Below are 19635 nucleotides of genomic sequence, written 5' to 3' on the forward strand. Positions count from 1 at the left end.
TTCGTTTGTGCAACAAATAGCTCGTCCCTCTGTTTAGAAGGACGAGCTATTTGTGTTGTATTACATTTTAGATATAAATAATCAGTACTTACAACTGCGGTAATGAATTAACGGACTACAGCAAGTCGCGGCGAAGGTCCTCAGCCGATTTAGGAGACAGGTGACCGAGTGGAATATCAAATACCGTCTTAGCCCCTTTGTATCCTTCCAGACTCAAACGTTGTGCGGCTCTTGCATAAGCCACCAGTACACTTGCTGTAAATTCAGGATTGCTGTCGAGCTTCAGACCAAATTCAATAATTTGTTTCTGGCCTGCGCCTGTAACTCCACTGCGAATGACAAACCCACCGTGTGGCATACCTTCATGCTCAGCCTTTAATTGCTCTTCAGTAATGAACGTCACCGTTGTATCGTAATCCGAGAAATAGTTCGGCATGGATACAATCGTTTCACGAATTTCGTCCTGATTTGCACCAGCTTCTGCAACTACATAACATTGACGCAGATGCTTCTCACGTGTGGTCAATTCTGGGGTCTCCCCAGCACGAATGCTGTTGATTACTTCTTCAACAGGTACAGTGTATTGCACACCAGCCTTAACGCCAGGAACACGACGGATCGCATCGGAGTGACCTTGGCTTACTCCTTTACCCCAGAACGTGTACTCTTTACCTTCTGGCAGGATCGATTGGGCAAGCAGTCGGTTCATGGAGAACAAGCCCGGGTCCCAACCTGTGGAAATGACGCTCACGTGGCCACCTTGCTCTGCCGCAGCGTTAACTTCTTTATAGAATTCAGGGATTTTGGCATGTGTATCGAAGCTATCCACCGTATTGAACCATTTTGCAATTGCAGGTGTCTGCTCCGGAAGATCGGTTGCCGAACCTCCACACAGAATCATCACATCAATTTTGCCTATGTATTGCTCAGCAGCAGAGATGTGCTCGAAACGAACCTCCATACCTTCTGCAACCATCTGCTCCGGGTTACGACGTGTAAATACAGCAACGAGCTCCATATCCGGGTTTTGAGTAATCGCTTTCTCTACACCTTTGCCCAGATTTCCGTAACCGACGATACCAACTTTGACCATGTTCAATCCTCTCCTGTCTTCATCTAATGTTGCATACTCTGTTCAGTATAATTATATAACATACCATGTAAACTGTCAGGTTTCCAGTGTGAAATAGAAATACCTTGCATGCAGAGCAGCAAGGCCTGATATATTCCTTTTATTCTAATCACGTCCAACCGAATGGATAAAAGGTATGTCATCCACGGAAGAGGTAGCAAACAAGACGGAGACGGACAACACCGTTAGAGACAACAGACAGCTTGCCAGGAGTAAGGAAAGGAATCTTGATGCAATTCTGATCTTTTTCATCCATTCTACCTCCTCATCCTGTTTGCTATATTTTGGCTGGATCATGTTCTTCATAGTTCACCGGACCGCTTCACCAACTCCAAAATTTCACTAGCGACAATATCCGGCTGACTATTATGAATATCGTGTTTGGCGTGTGCCACAGTGACCTGTGTTCCTTGACTGGACCATGAAGCAAAATCGGCTTGATCTGCCTGCCATGCCCGGCTGCCTTCGCTTGATTTCTCTGAACCGGCCGTCAGAATGGTTAACGGGAAAGAGAATTCCTTTTTATGCTCCAGGATACGGGCTGCGTTCGTCTTGGAATTGCGCATCTCTCCAATCAAGTTGTCATTGTAAGCATGCTTGAGCGTGGAAATGGTGGCTGCCTTTCTCATTGACTCCGTAACGAGATCCGGGTTAACGACCAAGGATTCCGTTATCCGATCCGAATGCAGCAATGTACGCGCAATGCCTGTTTTCACCAGAAAACGTGCTGAATCGAAATACCAATCCGATGGCTCCATGGCCACAGTGCTGTAATATTCGGGACTTCCTCCATCAATCATGACCATACCTGCTACCTCATCGGGATACATTTGCGCGAATCGCACGGTCTCCAGCGATCCAAGAGAATGACCTACCATGATATATGGCGGACGTTGGCCGGATACTCGCAGCAGTTGATGAATTTCCTCCGTAATGGTATCGATATCACGTGGCCGATCCGTATAATCGCTATACCCGTAACCGAACCGGTCATACACCGCAATGTTCACCTGGGATTTCAACTTGTTATATAGCGGGCTGAAATCAACATACGGATTAGGCGTACCCCAGCCTGAAGCGAGAACAACCGTCGCATTTCCTCTTCCCGTTGTATAGAGATGCATGTTACGTCCGCTCACCTCATACATTTTGCCCGGTGCAGTGTAAGATTTCATGTCCTGTGTCGACTGATACGCCTCGTACGCGGTTCCTGCCAGCAGCAGAAGTCCTGTTGCCAGCATCAGGCCACCCAGCCCCTTCAATCCTCGCCGTAACCCCTTCTTCATCGTCTCTACCCCTTACCCGGATCATCTTCTATATGTATTCTTCAATCTTACCCAAGTACGGGTGGAAACGGAACGATCCCGGGTCCAGTTCTTTCCCCAACCTAAGTCTAGTTCCATCCCCTACCCGCAGGATGAAAAATACCACTGAGACCTGTACCTAAGGAAAGATAATCATATAAACAACGTAAATAACCGCAAATTCCCGATAACGGAAACCTGCGGTTTGGATGATATTCATTTTGTAAAAGGGGAAATACACCCTCTGCAATCTACAATTGCAACGTGAGACCGACCGGGCAATGATCACTGCCCATGACATGGCAATCAATATGCGCATCTGACACCTTCGGAGCCAGTTGATTGGACACAAGAAAATAATCGATCCGCCATCCAACATTACGCTCTCTTACCTTGGGCATGTACGACCACCAGCTGAACACATCCGTGCGATCCGGGTACATATGGCGGAAGCTATCCACATATCCGGCAGCCAGCAGATCGGTCATCTTGCCTCGCTCTTCCAGCGTGAATCCCGAGTTGCCCAGATTCGGCTTCGGATTCTTCAGGTCGATCTCCTGATGGGCTACATTCAGGTCACCACATACGATAACCGGCTTGGTCTGCTCCAATTGCAGCACGTACCCTCTGAATCGATCCTCCCATTCCAAACGGTAAGGAAGTCTGGTCAGATCCCGCTTCGCATTGGGGGTATATACGTTGATTAGATAAAAATGATCAAACTCCAGCGTGATCATTCGGCCTTCCGGTTCGCTATCTTCCTCGATTCCATACCAGACAGATAGCGGTTTGATCCGGGTAAATACGGCTGTGCCGGAGTATCCTTTTTTGACAGCATAATTCCAGTATTGATATACGTCTTCACCCAGATCCATTTCGATCTGTCCTGCCTGCAGCTTGGTCTCCTGCACACAGAAAATATCGGCTTGACTCTCGTTATAATAATCCATGAATCCTTTGGTAACACATGCCCGCAATCCATTTACATTCCAGGACACCAGCTTCATATCCTCATCTCCTCACATCTCCCCAATATAGCATGGGCGAATTCGGAAGGACAAGCTGAGGTGTGACGATATCCAAACAGAATGAGCGCTTACTAAGCCCTATGCTCACTGAAACAACCAGGTTAATGCTTCAGGCAGATGCTTGGCAAAAAATAAAAGATCATGCGTCCCGCCCTCTTCCTCCACGTAATTCAGCCGCTCGGCAGGATAGCCCTGGGCCAAAATCATGCGACACGCAGAACGTGTATTTTCCAGCATTTGTGCTTGGGCATTAGCCTTGTACACACCTTCCAGACTCCCAACGTACATATACAACTTCAACCCGCGGCGTTCAGCCCAGCAATAGTCACTCATATAATCGAGGAAACCTTCATACCACATTGAGGCTGATAACGCCCCAACCTTTCCAAAGATATGAGGGAATTCCATCGCCGCAAACAGAGAGATCAGCCCACCGAGCGAACAGCCAAGTATACCTGTATTCTCTGAATCTGTAAGAGTACGGTAAGACGAGTCCACATACGGTTTTAGCTGCTCAGTGATCGCCTTCAGATATATGATTCCCTGACCGCCAAAGGCCGAAAAGGATGCATGCAGCGCTGGTACAGGCCATGGCGTGTAGTCATCGTTGCGATGGTGAGGTTCAATACCGACCAAAATCAATTCAGGCAGTTTTCCGGAGCGAAAGGAATGATCCAGCAGATTGCTGCAGGCTTTGGCTACCGCACCTCCATCCTGAATATAAACGACCGGGTAATGACGATCTCCCTCTGTGTAAGATGGCGGAAGCAGCAGATGGAGCGTCCAACCATTAACCGACTCCTGTACCCATTTACTCATGATATGGAACCCTTCCCTCCTGTTTCAAATCTGGCTTGTTACATCCGGTTCTTGAGCAGTAAAAAGATGAAATAAGGAACGCCAATAATGGAGATAACGATGCCCACAGGCAGTTCTGCCGGGGCAAACACCGTTTTGCCAATCAAATCCCCTACAACAACCATCGCCATGCCGACCAACCCGGATATCGGAATGACCCGTTTATGGTGAAGCCCCACCAGCCGCCGTGCAATATGAGGAGCGATTAACCCAACAAATCCGATACTCCCGGATACGGCAACACAGGCACTGACGAGCCCAACACTGCCCAGCAACAATATTTTTCTCTCCCGATGGACATCCACGCCGAGTCCCATGCTGCTGGCCTCCTGCAGCTGCATGACATCCATCACACGGGATTTAGCCCAAAGCAAAGGAATCAGCAGAACCAGCCATGGAATCATCGCCGATATGTATCGCCAGTTGGCATTATAAATGCTGCCTGTCAGCCAGACGGTAGCCATCTCAAAATCGGACGGGTTCATCTTTAGGGAAAGATAAAGCGTAATTGCACTAAAACCTGAACCGATGGCAATCCCGACCAGAATAAGCCTTTGGGAATCCAACTGACCGCGCTCCTGTGCAAACCACAAGATGAGAATAACTGCCGTTAATCCACCCACCAGGCCAAACAGTGGCATCGCCATAATGGACAACCATCCTGTACCTGTTATGGACCCATGAAACAGAAGCATAAAGAGCACCATTGCTGTTCCGGCACCTGCGTTAATCCCAAGCATGCCGGGGTCAGCCAGTGGATTGCGGGCGATGCCCTGAATAACAGCTCCGGCAATCCCGAGTCCCAGGCCAAGCAGTAATGCAATGACAATACGCGGCAGCCTGAAATCAAAAATGACCAGATCATGCTCATGGACAGGGTCCAGCCGTAATAACGTTTTGACCACATCCATCACCGATATGTCAAACGCACCGTTAGTCAAACTGATATAAACGGCTGCTGCAATGATTATTGAACTTATGAAAATGACGGCCCATAATCTTCCCCGCTGCGGTTCAGGCAAGTTTTCCCCCTCCTTTGGTTTTGATCAGATAAAGGAAGAAGGGAACGCCAAATAATGCGGTGACTACTCCAATTGGTGTTTCAAACGGAGAGTTAATGAAACGACTCAAGATGTCACACCAGGCCAAAAAGAATCCGCCCAGCAGAGCGGAACACGGAATAATCCAGCGGTAATCTACCCCGAAGAGAAATCGGGTAATATGCGGAACCAACAAACCGACAAAAGCGATTTTGCCCGCCAAAGCCACAGATATTCCAGTCAGGATAACCACACTCAGTATCGATAAAGCCTTAACCCATCCGGTACGCTGCCCCAGGCTTGTTGCCACATCATCGCCCATCGAGAGAATGGTAATAGACTTGGAAAGAATGATGGCTAACGCCAGTCCCACCACAGCAAATGGAATAATCAGCTTGATCATGCCAGGGTCCATCTGATGCAATCTGGCGTTATACCAGAAACTGATCGTTTGAGACACCTGATAATAGGTAGCCGCGGCCTGAGATACACCACCGAGGAATGTACCAATAATCGTGCCCAGAATGGCAAGCCGAACAGGCGACATGCCGCCCGGCAGTAACCAGGCTATGAGAAATACCAGTCCTGCTCCAAGTCCGATCCCACCAAAGAGTAAAATATTAGACCAAGAGATGACGTGTTCGGCATAAATACCATACATATGGTGATGACCACTACCGATCCATCGGATACCCCCATAATGGAAGGGGATGCAAGATAGTTTCTTGTCATCCCCTGCATGAGCGCACCTGACACCGCCAGAAAAGCCCCGATCAATAAAGCACCAATAACACGCGGGAGCCGTGATGACACGATGATCTGGTGATCAATGCTGTCTGTATCAAAATGGAAAATGGCTGCCGTTAAGGTCGAAACGTCAATGCTCTTGGCTCCGTACATCACGGACGCCAAAATGGTAAATGCAATGAACAGAGGTGCTGCTACGAACAGCACCACCGGATTCAATCTTCTTTTTTGCATAGGAGTATACACGCCTTGCTCTAATTATTTGGATAACTGCTCAACTGCTGCTTTCAGGAATTCAATACGACTCCATGCCGGACCGCCTTCAGCCAATGGATCAATGACATTCACAAAAGCATGATTTTCCTTCAGCGCAGTTGTCTTCTGGATAATCGGGTTATTCTGCAGATCTGTCAGGGCATTCGGGGTATCTGAGTTCTCGGATGTCTCAAATTGTACAAACACATAATCCGGGTTCATCTCTGCAAACTTCTCTACCGAAAGTGCTTCCTGTGCTTTGGCTGCCTGAATCTCGGCCGGAACCTGGAATCCAAGGTCTCCATACAGAATCGGATTCACAAAGACAGACTCAGGATACACATACATTTGTCCGTTACGAATACGCACTGCCAGCACTTTTTTGTTTTCAAGTTTGTCGCCTAATTCAGCCTGGGCAGTAGTCAGAGCAGCCCTATACTGTTCAATTTCCTGTTTGGCCTGTTCCTGCTTGCCTGTCAGCTCAGCCAGCAGATTCAGGTTCGACTCCCAATCCGTAGCAATATGGGACACCTGAATAAATGGCGCAATTTTACTTAACTGCTCGGCCACTTCAGGTTTAAACTTGGTGGAACCCAAGATAATATCAGGTTTCAGGGACAAAATGGTCTCAAAGTTAGGCTCAATCTTCTGCCCAATGGACTCAGCTTGATCCGTGATAGAAGCATACATCTCCGGGAATTCGCCGCCAAAAGTAATTGCCCCTACCGGATGTACATCAAGAACCAGCGCATCCTCCATCGCTTCCATGGAACCAGTAATAACAATACGGTTAACTTCTGTTGGGACTGTGTACTCTTTATCTAAGTATTTAATGGTTCGTGTGCCTTCAGCTGCCTCAGCTGTGTCCGTTTCATTGGTCGACGCCTCGGTTCCGGTCGAAGCTGAATTCTCCGCATTCCCTGACGCGTCCTCTTTATTGCCGCACGCTCCCAATACTGCGAGCATACATATCATTACCAACCATAACCCCAATTTCTTTTTCATCTCTGGTGATCCCCCTTCAATTTCGATTATTCTAATTGAGAATAATAATCATTATTGAATGATAAACAAGAATGACGGACAGAACCATGGACTCTGTCCTGAATCTCTATGGATTTTTCACCGATAGCGATCCATCAGATCGTCCAGGATGCGTTCATTGGCGAGGGGCGAGTTCTCAAGCCAGGGATCAGCTGGGATGATAAATAACCGGTTATTCTGAACGGATTTTATATTTTGCCACAAGGAGGTTTTCTGCACATCCTCCCAGAAGGATAACGTCTCACTCTCCTGACATACCATCAGAAATATCCAATCGGTCTGCATTTCATCCAGCTGTTCCAGCATAATCGGCTCGTTATATATCTCCCCTTCTTCAATGACATGGGCTGGTTTGACTGCCAAATCTCCATATAACACTTCCAACATGGAAGGTGAACAATAACGTGTGAACTGATGTTTTAACAAACGGACAACAACTACCTTCTCGTTGCCAAGCTTTTGCTGCATCATCGTTTTGACCTGATCAACCTTATAATCATAAGTTTCCAGCCAGCTCTTGGCATCCTGCTGTGTCCCCAGATGTTCAGCCAGAATCTGAAGCTGTGATCGCCAGTTGTGATCTGAGACCGTAAGGTAATGAACCGGTGCAATACCTTCAAGCTGTGCTTTCTCCTCAGGTCGCAAGTGGTCGTAACTGATAATCAGGTCGGGCTGATGCTCCTGCAGAGCCTGAATTTTGGATTGCCATTCCATGTCAATCCGATAGGCACTCAGATGTACAGGGATGTCCTTGCCATACATTCGATAATAATACGATGTCCATTTCGGGTGCAGCGGTGCCGCATAGGGAATCATGTTCAGGGCCAGCAAATGTCCTGTAATCGCAATGTGATAGGCGGCAATTTTACGGCGGCGGCTGTTCATATATATCGAAGGGGATATTCCCATGGCTTTTTTAAATTTGCGACTGAAGTAAAATTCATCCTGATATCCAACCTGATGAGCAATATCCCGCAGACGCATTTCAGTACCGGCCATCAGTTGTTTTGCCCGGTTAATGCGGAGTGAAGAAATATAATCAGTTGTACTCATTCCATATCTTCGCTTGAACAGGTCCACATAATATTTCGGACTCAGCCCGGCCATGCCTGCCAGATATTCCACGGTTAGATTCTCATTGGAATGCTCATCGATATAATCTTTGGTACGCTGGATCATCATCTGGGAATCTTCCTTGAGCGGAGGTGATGCTTCTGTAAGGCTTGCGAGCAATTGGAGAAACTGCACATGTGCCTGAAAATGCCCCATGGCCCTGCCACTATGCCACAGGTTGTGTATTTCTTCGCACATAAATGAGAGCTGAACGGTTGGTGACACCGCCAGCTCCTTTCCAGATCTGAACATCGGGGTATCTTTAACCACATGCAAGGTGTCAGGATCATCATGCAGCTCTTGATAAAGGTCAAACCGCATGATCGTTACTTCGGCTCCTTCATCTCCGAAAGAGGTCAGTCCAAAAGTGGATTCGGGTACACAGGAATATACGCCTTGTGCATGGATATGGATAGACCCCCGATCCAGTGTCAGTAAGGCTTCACCACCTGTGACCAAGACAAGCACATAAGACGAGGTATGCTGCTGGGGAATGTTCCAGTCCGAAGTGGATTTCATTTTCTCCATGTCACGCAATTTTATAGTCAATCTGTCGAGCAGATACGTGGAATCCACCTCTTGATTAGGGTATAAGTTAGGGGAAATCATCTATTTATAGGCCTCCATTTGATAACCATTCTCAATAACTATCATCAGTATATCAAATTTTCGGAGACCCCCGCATCTACTAGTTCTTTCATGATGGTACTCAACCCGTTCAATCTCTGGATGCAAATCGCAGTGCCCTGTTGATCAACACAGGCAATACCGAGATGTGACCTTCATCTTCAAAACAGATAAAGTCAGCGCGCACTCCACTTGCATCGCTATGGTTCAACCATTGAGTAAACGCTCGGGAGCGTTCAATCACCCCGCTGGGATGACTCCCCTCCAGTTCTCCTGCTGCAAGTAAAACATGAATTTCCGTACGGTTATCTTGCATGCGAGAAGCAAACGTCTCTTGCTGCCGGGCGATCCAGGCTGAGTTCCAATGAAGAGACGGACTACCTGCAATGTAATTTCGGTATGTTCCCGGACGTTCCAGTAACAACTGCAAAACAAATAATCCGCCCAGCGAGTGCCCCACAACGGATTGTCTGCTCCGGTCAATGGCATAGCGTCGTTCAATATCTGGCTTCAATTGTTCCTCGATAAACAGGGTGAATGCTTCAGCGCCGCCATGCTCCGGCCAAGTTGCTCCATCCGGTCTCCGGTGTAATTCTTCTTTGGGAACCGGCATCATAAAATCATAGTGTCTGTCCGGCGGAAAGGGTTCTCTGGCAGTATACCCCACACCAACAATAACTGCTGGCACAACCCCGGTCTTCTCCGGGCGTAAAGATTGTACACGCATGGCCTCAACCATCGTACCAAACACCGCATTGGCATCCAGCAGATAGATCACGGGATATCCGGAAGCTGGCGGGGCGCTCTCCGGCACCCAAACTTTGATCTCGTAATCTCTTTTGGTCTGTTCTGCACGCATGTGGTAATAGGCAGTTCCCGGCAACGTTACCTCCGGTTCTGTTCCGTCATGTCTCATCACTTGTTTCAATGAAGTATTCCTCCTGGTTGCTGCGGCTTTAGTCTCCGATTATATCCAAGGTCGGTCCGGCCTTCCATGGACGAATCACCCATTTCCATATGGAAAATGCACCGCTTCATTGCATGCATGGCTTTCAATTTCTCATCAAAACTGAATTTAGGCAAAAAAACTGCACCTCCATTGTTAGTCGTGTCTAACAAATGGGGTGCAGTTCACTGACGGGTAACCGGCTTTGTTTTGGTCTGTAGTGTTTTGTATTGTTTAAAAGAAATGTCTGATGCTTTTGCTATTTGAGCTATTTGAGACCCGTTGTAGCAATGCCACGAATGATCTGCTTCTGAAAGCACAGAAAGAGAACGATCAATGGCAGAACCGAAAGTGTTGCTCCAGTCATAATCTGTACCCAGTTGCTGCTGTCCTTGGCCTCGCTGGAGAAGAAAGCCATTCCGACAGGAATCGTGAACATCTCCTCACTCTGCGTAATAATGAGCGGCCAGATGAATGAATTCCAACTGCCCAGGAATGTCAGAATGCAGAGGGTGGCAAACGCTGGCCTTACCAGCGGAACAGCGATCCGAAGGAAAATGCCCCATTCTCCCATGCCATCAATTCGTGCCGCGTCCAGTAATTCCGAAGGAAGGGATTCCATGAATTGCTTCATTAGAAAAATGCCAAACCCGGATATTAAACCTGGAAACAAAATCCCCCAGTATGTGTCCATGCCGTTGAAACTACTGGATACAAGATACCATGGAATAATCAGCATTTCAGTCGGCACCATTAATGTACTCAGAATGAGTACAAAGATAACCTGTTTCCCCCAGAACGTAAATTTAGCCAAAATGTATCCCGTAATGGAATCAAACACGCAGACACTCACCGTGGCAATGACGGCTACATATAAGCTGTTCAACATCCAGCGGGGAAATGGGGTTCCCTGAAAAATGGCCGCATAATTATCCCATGTGACTCTGGAAGGGATGAGGCTTAGAGAGTAGATTTCATCCAGCGTCTTGAACGACGTCGATATCATCCATAGAAACGGAAACACCATCAACCCAAGTCCGAGGGTAAGTAAACCATAACTGATCAGTGACCCGGAACGTTTCCAGCGGAGTGTTGTTCGGGTATCGGCCCATGCGGCAGATCTGCTCATGCTTGAAAAGCACCCTCCTTTCCTTTTACTCCTGTTGAAAACGGCTGCCCAGCACTTTAAGCTGAACCAGAGTCAGCATGAATATGATGACAAACAGAATGACGGTGGCTGCCGAGGCCAGACCCATATCAAAACTCTTAAAAGCCAAATTGTATATATGAAGCACAACAGATATGGTGGAGTCCAACGGCCCGCCTCCTGTCATATTCAGCACCTGGGTAAAGGATTGCAGGAACCCAATGCTTGCCATGACGACGGAGAGGAGCATAACCGGGTTCAACAGAGGGATTGTAATATGCACAAAGCGCTGCCAACCCGTGGCTCCGTCTATGGCAGCCGCTTCATAATACAATTTGGGGATGTTTTGCAGACCCGCCAGGAAAATGAGCATCTGAAATCCGATATTTTGCCATACCATCACCGCAATAATCCAGAAGATGGCCTGTGAGGGCGAATACAGGAATGATTGCGGCCCAAGACCCAACTCTATAAATAGAGTATTTACAATCCCGTTCTTCATCAGCAGCCACCGGAATATCCAACTTACCGCCACTACACTGGTAACATACGGGATAAAGTAGGCCGTCCTGAACAATCCGCGCAGCTTCACCACTTGCTGGAGAAGAAGAGCCACGATTAATCCGGCAATCAACTGTGCAGGTACACCAACAACGACGTAGATTCCTGTGTTCACCAGCGACTTGAGAAATAGAGAGTCACTTAGCAACGTCGCATAATTATCAAAGCCCACAAAGGGTTTATCCGGTGACAGCATGCCCCATTCGCGAAAGCTTACGTTAAAGGAATACAGAATCGGTAAGATACGGATGACTACAAAATAGAGCAGCGGAATCAACAAACCGCCATAAATGAATAACCGCTGTTTATGTCTGTAATTGAGTCTTCCTATTCCCGATCCGAACCATAAACGCCGTTTCGGCCGCGAAGGAATCACCCCGGTAGTCCTCATAGCTGCACAGCCTCCTTGAATGAGAACTTATTTTTTCTTATCCTGTTTCGCCCAGTAGTCGTCATAGAGCTTCTGGGTTTTGGCCACCAGATCATTGAAGGCCTGTTCTTCCGGCACATGATTAAGAAGCACCTCATCCACAGCGTTCACAAACAACGTACGCTCCTGCGTCTCATCAATGAAAAAGTGGGCGTTAGCATCGTTCAGTTGAGAGATAAAAGGGCCAAGCAGCGGGTCATTCACATACTTATCCTGAAGAGCCACTTCTTTCTGTGCGGGAAGTTCACCGACCTTCTCCACCCATTGTTCCTGAACACCCTTGCTGATCAAAAACTGTAAAAAGGCCGTAGCTGCTTCCAACTTCTCTCCGGTAACATTGGCTGGAATCGCATTAGCCCAGAATGAAGCCTGTGTGGATTTTCCTTTATAACCTGGCAGCGGGGCGACAGCAAAATTCAAATCGGGAGCGTCTTTTTTGATAGATCCCAATCGATATGAACCATCCACGTTAATTGCGGCATGGCCGGTTTTGAATGCATTGGCATCATCGGTGTAAAAGCCGTTAATTCCTACCTTATGCACGGTTGCAAAATCAACCAGATACTTGAATGCTTCAAGCCCTGCGGGGGTATCATTCCACAGGATTTTCCGACGATCCTCGCTTGTATCCTTGCCTCCCGCTTGATATAACAATCCATCTCGGAACCAGTGATGAAGTTGGGAACCCGGTTCCCACGCGAAACCCTCTGTCACCAACTGGCCGTTTTTGTCCGTTTCCGTTAATGCCTTGGCATCCGAGACAAGCTCTTCCCAAGTCGTCGGCGGTTTCTCGGGATCAAGTCCAGCCTTGGTGAACAAGTCCTTGTTATAAAACAACCCCAGCGTTCTCACGCCTGTAGGCAGAGCATAATAGCTTCCATTTAATTTGGCTGTATCCACAAAAGGGAAAAATGCCTCGGCGATGCCCGGAAAGCTGCTTTCAGGCAGCGGCTGTAAATAACCGGATTGCACATATTTTGGCAGCCAGCCGTAATACAGATTGATGACATCCGGTCCTTTTCCGGCGGGAACAAGTGTAGCAACCTTTTGATTGTACTGGTCGTATGGAAAATTGGTTTGTTTGACTTTGATGTTAGGATGTTCAGTCTCAAATTCCTGGATTAAGGTATTGATCAGTTCAACCTTGGCTGGAAATTCGTACTGCCAGTACTCAATCGTGATGGGCTCCTTCTCCGTCTGAACACTCGAAGCTGTTACAGCTGCTGAACCAGACTCTTCGGATGGCTTGGCTGAACAAGCTGTTATGCTCAATAAGAGTAAACCTGCAATCAAAAATTGCAGGGTCTTGCTTGGCCTGAATGAAAAATAACCGGATTCCGTCAAGTGAAGCCACTCTCCCCTCTTTTTCCAACAAAAGTGTTATAACCCGTTCTCTATCTCCTTGACTTACGCGTTGGTGGAACCAACGGCTTTATCAACAGGCAGCTTCAACAGATGTCTTGCGTTATTTCCGAAGATGAGTTCAATGTCCGCTTCAGGGAAGCGAAGTTCACGGCATACACGCACCTGATCCTGCAAATAACGATAAGGATAACCACGCGGAAATCCGCTCGCATCCGTTCCAAAGATGATTCGCTCCGGACCCAACAGTTCGTAGGTTTTGCGGAATAACGTCTCCAGGTTCAGCTCATAGGGCATCCAGCGTACCCACTGATTGGAACCCGATGTGTCGATGTAGACGTTAGGGCAGCTCCAGCTTAGATGGAGCAGTTCCTGGAAGTACCCTGCGCCAAAATGAGGGATGATGAACGGAATATCCGGATAGGCACGGGCCGTGTTAAAGATGGCAAGCGGATTGATGTTGGGATGATGAACGATGCCTCCGGCATGACCAAGCATGCCAAAATGAATCAGCACAGGCAGACGCCGCTCTGCAAGAAATGTCCACACCGGATCGAGCGAAGGGGAGTCAAAGGGAATCTGGGTGAGAGGACCAAATAGCTTGTATCCTCGCAACCCGAGCTCATCAACCGCCCGACGCAACTCGGTGGATGCATCTTCATTTTCAATGGAATGATAAGCGAAGCCGGTAAACCGATCCGGGTATATGGATATTTGTTCAGCCAGATTGTCATTATCCAGAGCCGTCAGAAAGTTAAGTCCAGCAATATTGTATTTGTCCAATTCATCTACCCACCGTTCGATTAACGGCCGTGCTGCTTCCTCTCCCTGCTCCTCCACCGCCGGGAAGTCCCAGGTTAGTCGCATTCGCTCACTTCGTTCCTTGCCATATCGCGTCACCAATTCATGGTTTTTATATGAGGAAAGCAAAAGTTTATAGGGCAGGTGGGCATGGATATCAAAAACTCGAAAGTCGGGATTGGAGAACATTGTTTTGCTCCTTCCGTTTAGGTTTGGTTAAGCCAGCCGTTTAGAATTAAATCCAGATTCGCATCTACGGAACGGAGTTTATTGGTGGTGCCAAGATTCCATTGTTCCTGTGTGTCAAGACGGAGCGCTTGAGCCTCCAATGCTCTTGCCACTTCTTCCGGATTCGGTCCACCACGCACATGCCGAATGTGTACAAAATGCTCAGGGGATATTGCTTCCTCTAATTGCTCAAAGGTTAGGGCAAGCGGCTTGGCGGCAATTTCCTGCACCGCTGTGTTCACAACCTCCCAGTTCAATCCCGAAATGGAAATACCGGATTCCGTCAGCTGTGTTACAATGCGGCTCACGATGGAATGAGCTTGTCTAAACGATAATCCTTCTGTGCGGACCAGCGTATCTGCAAGTTCGGTAACCGTAGCGAAGCTATGCTCTGCCCGTTCCCGCAGCAATGACACATTGACCTTAAGGGTATCCATCACTTCGGACAGCAAGCGATATACGGATTCAAGTGTATTCAGACTTCTCCATACATAGGGCTGCATATCATCTTCGGTATCTACAATGTCGCCAAAGGGCGTGTTATGCATCATGTTAAGCGCAGTTGCTGCATCCCCTTTGGCACTTGAAAGGAGTGAACGGGCGTGTTCAATCGATACCGGATTCCGTTTTTGCGGCATGATGGAACTAATCTGAACGTAAGGGGCAGCTACAATTAATGCACCATATTCCTGTGTGCACCATAACAGCAGATCCTGAACAAAACGTCCCAGATTGATAGCTGCCAGTTGGGCTACAGAGGCGGCTTCACCTGCATAATCCACACCGCTGACGGCATCATAGGCATTCTCAATCATGCCATCAAAGCCGAGCAGTTCTGCGGTCCGGTCTCGACAGACTGGAAATCCAGAAGTGGTGAGAGCAGCCGCACCAAGACTGCTGCGATTGCAGCCTGTATAGGCTGATCTCAACCGATTAAGATCCCGTTCAAGGGAATCGCTAACGGCACAGATGTAGTGGGCAAGTGTTGTCGGCTGGGCTTGTTGGGTGTGCGTGTGAGCAATCATGAGGGTATCGATATGACGTAATGCAAACTCTCTTAGGCTTCGGTGTAATGACAGCCCTGAGGAAATCGTTAAGTTCAGATTCTCCCTCAGCACCATACGATACATGGCGATTCCCATATCATTTCTGCTTCTAGCTAAATGCAGATTTCCGACAGAGGGTCCGCCAAGCTTCTCTAGTTCAGCTTCGACTTGGTAGAACAAATCTTCAACGTGGGAGGAATACTGACTCGTTCGGAGCCCATCTACATCCAGACTTTGTATAGCGGAAGCGATGTGGCACGCCTCTTGCTCCGAAATGATGTGTTGTTCACGGAGCATAATCAGATGTGCTTTGTTTACGGCCATCATGGGGTTCAGCAGATGCTGTGTGGCCTGATTATAGGCGGGTTCAAGTACAATTTCGGCATAGGTTTGACTGGGAAAACCAGACGTTTGTGTTGGATTCGTTGACGTTGACTTCACCTTCCTTGCTCTTCATCTGAATATACAGAGATCTGGAATACCGACTAATCAGGTCGGAATGTTTAGTTCAAAACTCTACCACTATTTTGATACACATACAACTTTATCCTTAATCAAAATTTTCTATTGTCGTATCGGCTTTCTCTATAACCTGTTCTATTGACTGCTGTAGATTTGAAGACTAGATTATCCTGTATAAGATTGGTCTGTGAAAAATAAGCGGAGGGAGGGATGGTTATATCACATTCCTATGATGTCATTATCGTTGGAGCCGGATCGATGGGCATGAGTGCAGGTTATTATCTTGCGCGCAGTGGATTAAAAACGTTGCTGATTGATGCCTTTGATCCTCCCCATTCGGAAGGCAGCCATCACGGAGAACCACGGCTTATTCGCCATGTGTACAGCGGGGGACCTGACTATATAGCGATGGCACTTCTGGCGCAGGAACTGTGGGAAGAACTGGAGGATACTACCGGGGCCAAATTGCTTGTACGTTCGGGTGTCTTGAATGTAGTTGACCCGGACATTCATTCTTTTCACAATCGTTTAACCCATGCTGACGATGCGGGGATTCGGTATGAAACCTTGCGCGCAACCGAGATTATGAAACGGTGGCCAGGCATTGAAGTCCCTGAACATTACGAGGGAATGTATGAGCCTGATGCAGGATATTTGTTCAGTGAACGCTGCGTGCTTGCCTTCCGTCAGGCAGCCGAAGCATCGGGTGCCACTCTCTTAACGCATACACGTGTGGAACATATCGAGTGCAGCGCAGATTCTGTTGGAGTCATCACATCTGCTGGCGAAACGTATTATGCGAACCAGGTCATTCTCAGTGCCGGAGCATGGTTTCAGACGCTGAAACCGTTCGTGAACCTTCCCATTCGAGCTGTACGCAAAACCGTGGGATGGTTCGATGCACCGGAGGCATTGTTCGCCGAGGATCACTTTCCCGGTTTCACGCTGGCTGGAAAAGAAGGCGGATATTATGGATTTCCGAGCATTGACGGGTCGGGTCTGAAGATTGGACGTCACGATACGGGGCGGGAGTGGACACCAGGGAGTACACTGGCTCCATTTGGCTCTGATGAGACGGATGAGGGTGATCTGCGAAGATTGCTTGAACTTCGGATGCCACTGGCAGCCGGAAGGCTGAAGCGTGGTGCGGTATGCAAATACGAGTTCACACCGGATGAAGATTTTATTATCGACCGTCACCCTGCCCATAACCATGTATGGCTGGCAGGCGGATTTTCCGGTCATGGCTTCAAATTTGCAAGTGCAGTGGGCAAACTATTGTCTGACTTGGTGCAAACAGGACATACGGATCAGGATATCGGCCGATTTGCCCTTTCCCGATTTGGTAGCATATTTCAGGGTGATCTCCTTTCTTGAACCGTGCCATGTGGTATAGCGCGCCATGTTTCAAGAAAGGAGTACCATGAACCAAGTCTAATCCAAATAAACAGGCCGCACAGTCATTTCTAATTCACTTTGACCAGGCTCCATTGCTGATTAGCCCCGCCATTGTCTTCCCATTGAATGGTCGAGGCACCGGCGGTTGTGGAGCTCTGGTTGATATCAACGGTTAAGCCGCTATTGCGATTCACGAGCACAAGATATCCTCCGACATCCACCGGTAACCACTGTTGATTGTTGCCCCCGTTATCCTGCCACTGAATCAAGGCTGCGCCTCCTTGAGTAGAGCTCTGATTCACGTCCAGCAGCAGACCACTGCCTACGTTACGGATTTTATAATAACCGTTGCCCGCAGACTCCAGCTTCCATTGTTGGTTGGCCGCGCCATTGTCGTTCCACTGGATGATCGTTGCACCCCCGGCAGTGGAAGCCCCATTCACATCCAGAGCGAGACCACTGTTCCGATTGATCAGCTTATAGATCGCCCCGGATTCATATCCTGTGCTGCCATTATACGTCGCGCCGGATATGACATAGGTCGTAACCGAGCCCGCTTTGGCGGTCGCTGTAAACTTTTTATTCTGAAGGTTGATGTTGGTCAATTGCTGCAACTTCTCCGTAGAGGATGTCCGGTGCACTTGAGCCGACGATCCAACACTTGTAAACTGACTCAAATCATACGTCACCGTTGTATCACTCGAATCCGAATTGGTAGTCACCAGCACCACTTTACCTGAAGCAGCATCATAGGCGGCAAGTGTATTGGCATCACTCATACCAATGATCTTGAATCCAGGACGAATAAACTTGCTGTAGTTGCCCATGACATAATATTTCTGATTCACGGTGTAGCTGGTCGTTTGCGTGTTATTCAGTACGTTTTTGAAAAATCCCCAGCCATCCGCACTATCTACGGCCTGCCAGTACACCCATGCACTCGCCCCCATGTTGCGTATATCCTTAAGGATCGTGCGTGACATCGTTAGTCCGCTGGCATCTCCGTCTCCATATTCTGAGGTCCAGAGATGTTTCCCCGCAGAAGTCGCTGTATTCCGCAACGATGCACGGTTGCTTCCGCCATAGGTATGTGTGTTAATCTGACTGATCGCAGACTTCACTGCACTGCTGTAACTGTTGAAGGAAGTGGTTGTGTCATCCAGACTGTATTCTTCTGGCGCGCTCAGCTTTGTGGATAATCCCTTTGCATTGAGCGAGGCTTGCAGCTGACTCAGAATCGTGTTCTGGTCTGCCCGATCAAAGTGCATGCCCTCCTGATCGTTGCCCTGCTTCCACCAAGTGGAGATGGGTTCATTGAGCGGCGTTACGGTGTCGAACGTGATGCCCCAGTTATCTCTGAAATGCTTCACGACCTCTGTGAGATAATCAGCAAAATCATCATAGTAATCAGGCTTGAGATTGTTGCCACCATTCGCGGCACCGGACACATTTCCACTAATGGTCATCCAGTAAGGTGCCGAGTTCGCAAAGGCTTCAAAGACGTTGACTCCATATGATTTGGCGGCTTGGAGCATATAACGCTGATTGGCATCTGCATTCCAGTCATACACACCCGGGGAAGGCTGATATCCCGGCACGGCTTTGCGATATTCCAGAATATTCGATGAAGGATTATCGCCGCCTCCAATGTTGTAACGCAGGACGTTTAGACCTAGTCCGGTTGTTGGGCTAAACATCTTTTCCACATATTCATCCCGGTTGGAGTACTCTCCGACCACTTTCCCCCACCAGGCAAGGGACGTTCCCCAACCTTCGATGGTCTGATATTGCTTCGAGGGATCAGCGGTGGCTGTATAAGAACCCGCAGCGGAAACTTCTGAGCCAAGACCCAGACTGCCTGTCAGCAACCCTCCTGCCAGCAGCAGGGTGCCCAATCGTTTCAACCAGTTCATTCGATTCACTCCTTATGAATTTACACTTGCACTCCGATGTCAGAACAACTTTCCCCGGATTTTCCCTTTTAAATAATATTAAAAAATCTGGGGCCTACGCTTCCGATGCAGCTTTCTTTTAGAAAGCTTTTAGGCGCACGCTTCGCTTCTTCAAGTTATTTCTGACCTCTCCGTTATCGTGTAAATAGTGTAA

Annotated in this window: 16 protein-coding genes and 1 pseudogene; 1 reads left to right on the top strand and 16 read right to left on the bottom strand. The window is 48.2% G+C overall.

Features of this window, described 5'->3' with window-relative positions:
- Positions 1-115: 115 nt before the first annotated feature.
- The 15 genes and pseudogenes from BMY78_RS23365 to argH all read right to left on the bottom strand — a co-directional run bounded on the left by BMY78_RS23365 (position 116) and on the right by argH (position 16110).
- A complete protein-coding gene (locus BMY78_RS23365) occupies positions 116-1093 on the bottom strand; it encodes a diaminopimelate dehydrogenase (protein ID WP_371129188.1) in 978 nt (325 codons plus the stop codon).
- 144 nt (positions 1094-1237) lie between these two features.
- Complete coding sequence (locus tag BMY78_RS32945; protein ID WP_177185850.1) at positions 1238-1384, bottom strand: hypothetical protein; 147 nt, start codon at positions 1382-1384, stop codon at positions 1238-1240.
- Positions 1385-1434: 50 nt separating this feature from the next.
- Positions 1435-2418: an alpha/beta fold hydrolase gene (locus tag BMY78_RS23375; RefSeq protein WP_090903780.1), complete on the bottom strand. Its 984-nt coding sequence runs from the start codon at positions 2416-2418 to the stop codon at positions 1435-1437.
- 269 nt (positions 2419-2687) lie between these two features.
- Positions 2688-3443 (bottom strand): exodeoxyribonuclease III, encoded by a 756-nt coding sequence (locus BMY78_RS23380; RefSeq protein ID WP_090903781.1) that lies wholly within the window; start codon positions 3441-3443, stop codon positions 2688-2690.
- A gap of 105 nt (positions 3444-3548) precedes the next feature.
- Positions 3549-4283 carry an alpha/beta hydrolase gene (locus tag BMY78_RS23385; RefSeq protein ID WP_256222335.1) on the bottom strand — a complete coding sequence of 245 codons (735 nt, stop codon included), beginning with the start codon at positions 4281-4283 and terminating at the stop codon, positions 3549-3551.
- 38 nt (positions 4284-4321) lie between these two features.
- Positions 4322-5308: a FecCD family ABC transporter permease gene (locus BMY78_RS23390; RefSeq protein ID WP_371129189.1), complete on the bottom strand. Its 987-nt coding sequence runs from the start codon at positions 5306-5308 to the stop codon at positions 4322-4324.
- Between the two features lie 28 nt (positions 5309-5336).
- Positions 5337-6343 (bottom strand): annotated as a pseudogene (locus tag BMY78_RS23395) (FecCD family ABC transporter permease).
- 24 nt (positions 6344-6367) lie between these two features.
- A complete protein-coding gene (locus tag BMY78_RS23400; RefSeq protein ID WP_090903784.1) occupies positions 6368-7369 on the bottom strand; it encodes an ABC transporter substrate-binding protein in 1002 nt (333 codons plus the stop codon).
- 117 nt (positions 7370-7486) lie between these two features.
- Positions 7487-9130 (bottom strand): AraC family transcriptional regulator, encoded by a 1644-nt coding sequence (locus BMY78_RS23405; protein WP_090903785.1) that lies wholly within the window; start codon positions 9128-9130, stop codon positions 7487-7489.
- 109 nt (positions 9131-9239) lie between these two features.
- The gene (locus BMY78_RS23410) at positions 9240-10064 is read right to left on the bottom strand and encodes an alpha/beta hydrolase (protein ID WP_090904008.1); all 825 of its coding nucleotides are present in this window, start codon (positions 10062-10064) and stop codon (positions 9240-9242) included.
- Between the two features lie 298 nt (positions 10065-10362).
- Positions 10363-11223 carry a carbohydrate ABC transporter permease gene (locus BMY78_RS23415; protein ID WP_090903786.1) on the bottom strand — a complete coding sequence of 287 codons (861 nt, stop codon included), beginning with the start codon at positions 11221-11223 and terminating at the stop codon, positions 10363-10365.
- Positions 11224-11248: 25 nt separating this feature from the next.
- A complete protein-coding gene (locus BMY78_RS23420; RefSeq protein ID WP_090903787.1) occupies positions 11249-12193 on the bottom strand; it encodes a carbohydrate ABC transporter permease in 945 nt (314 codons plus the stop codon).
- A 27-nt stretch (positions 12194-12220) separates the two neighbouring features.
- The gene (locus tag BMY78_RS23425) at positions 12221-13576 is read right to left on the bottom strand and encodes an extracellular solute-binding protein (RefSeq protein WP_090903788.1); all 1356 of its coding nucleotides are present in this window, start codon (positions 13574-13576) and stop codon (positions 12221-12223) included.
- A gap of 63 nt (positions 13577-13639) precedes the next feature.
- A complete protein-coding gene (locus BMY78_RS23430; RefSeq protein WP_090903789.1) occupies positions 13640-14584 on the bottom strand; it encodes an amidohydrolase family protein in 945 nt (314 codons plus the stop codon).
- A gap of 17 nt (positions 14585-14601) precedes the next feature.
- A complete protein-coding gene (argH, locus tag BMY78_RS23435; RefSeq protein ID WP_256222337.1) occupies positions 14602-16110 on the bottom strand; it encodes an argininosuccinate lyase in 1509 nt (502 codons plus the stop codon).
- 231 nt (positions 16111-16341) lie between these two features.
- On the opposite strand from argH, the gene solA reads away from it, so the two are divergent.
- Positions 16342-17508: an N-methyl-L-tryptophan oxidase gene (gene solA / locus BMY78_RS23440; RefSeq protein ID WP_090903790.1), complete on the top strand. Its 1167-nt coding sequence runs from the start codon at positions 16342-16344 to the stop codon at positions 17506-17508.
- Between the two features lie 89 nt (positions 17509-17597).
- Here the strand turns inward: solA and BMY78_RS23445 are convergent, their stop codons facing one another.
- On the bottom strand, positions 17598-19442 hold the full coding sequence (locus tag BMY78_RS23445) for an RICIN domain-containing protein (protein WP_090903791.1): 1845 nt from the start codon (positions 19440-19442) through the stop codon (positions 17598-17600).
- Positions 19443-19635: the final 193 nt, after the last annotated feature.

Origin of the sequence: Paenibacillus sp. OK076 (genome assembly GCF_900110055.1) — a bacterium.
Classification (GTDB): Bacteria; Bacillota; Bacilli; order Paenibacillales; family Paenibacillaceae; genus Paenibacillus.

Coding starts and splice junctions, on each gene's coding strand:
- BMY78_RS23365 (WP_371129188.1), bottom strand. CDS start 1,093: ATGGTCAAAGTTGGTATCGTCGGTTACGGAAATCTGGGCAAAGGTGTA.
- BMY78_RS32945 (WP_177185850.1), bottom strand. CDS start 1,384: ATGAAAAAGATCAGAATTGCATCAAGATTCCTTTCCTTACTCCTGGCA.
- BMY78_RS23375 (WP_090903780.1), bottom strand. CDS start 2,418: ATGAAGAAGGGGTTACGGCGAGGATTGAAGGGGCTGGGTGGCCTGATG.
- BMY78_RS23380 (WP_090903781.1), bottom strand. CDS start 3,443: ATGAAGCTGGTGTCCTGGAATGTAAATGGATTGCGGGCATGTGTTACC.
- BMY78_RS23385 (WP_256222335.1), bottom strand. CDS start 4,283: ATGAGTAAATGGGTACAGGAGTCGGTTAATGGTTGGACGCTCCATCTG.
- BMY78_RS23400 (WP_090903784.1), bottom strand. CDS start 7,369: ATGAAAAAGAAATTGGGGTTATGGTTGGTAATGATATGTATGCTCGCA.
- BMY78_RS23405 (WP_090903785.1), bottom strand. CDS start 9,130: ATGATTTCCCCTAACTTATACCCTAATCAAGAGGTGGATTCCACGTAT.
- BMY78_RS23410 (WP_090904008.1), bottom strand. CDS start 10,064: ATGAGACATGACGGAACAGAACCGGAGGTAACGTTGCCGGGAACTGCC.
- BMY78_RS23415 (WP_090903786.1), bottom strand. CDS start 11,223: ATGAGCAGATCTGCCGCATGGGCCGATACCCGAACAACACTCCGCTGG.
- BMY78_RS23420 (WP_090903787.1), bottom strand. CDS start 12,193: ATGAGGACTACCGGGGTGATTCCTTCGCGGCCGAAACGGCGTTTATGG.
- BMY78_RS23430 (WP_090903789.1), bottom strand. CDS start 14,584: ATGTTCTCCAATCCCGACTTTCGAGTTTTTGATATCCATGCCCACCTG.
- solA (WP_090903790.1), top strand. CDS start 16,342: ATGGTTATATCACATTCCTATGATGTCATTATCGTTGGAGCCGGATCG.
- BMY78_RS23445 (WP_090903791.1), bottom strand. CDS start 19,442: ATGAACTGGTTGAAACGATTGGGCACCCTGCTGCTGGCAGGAGGGTTG.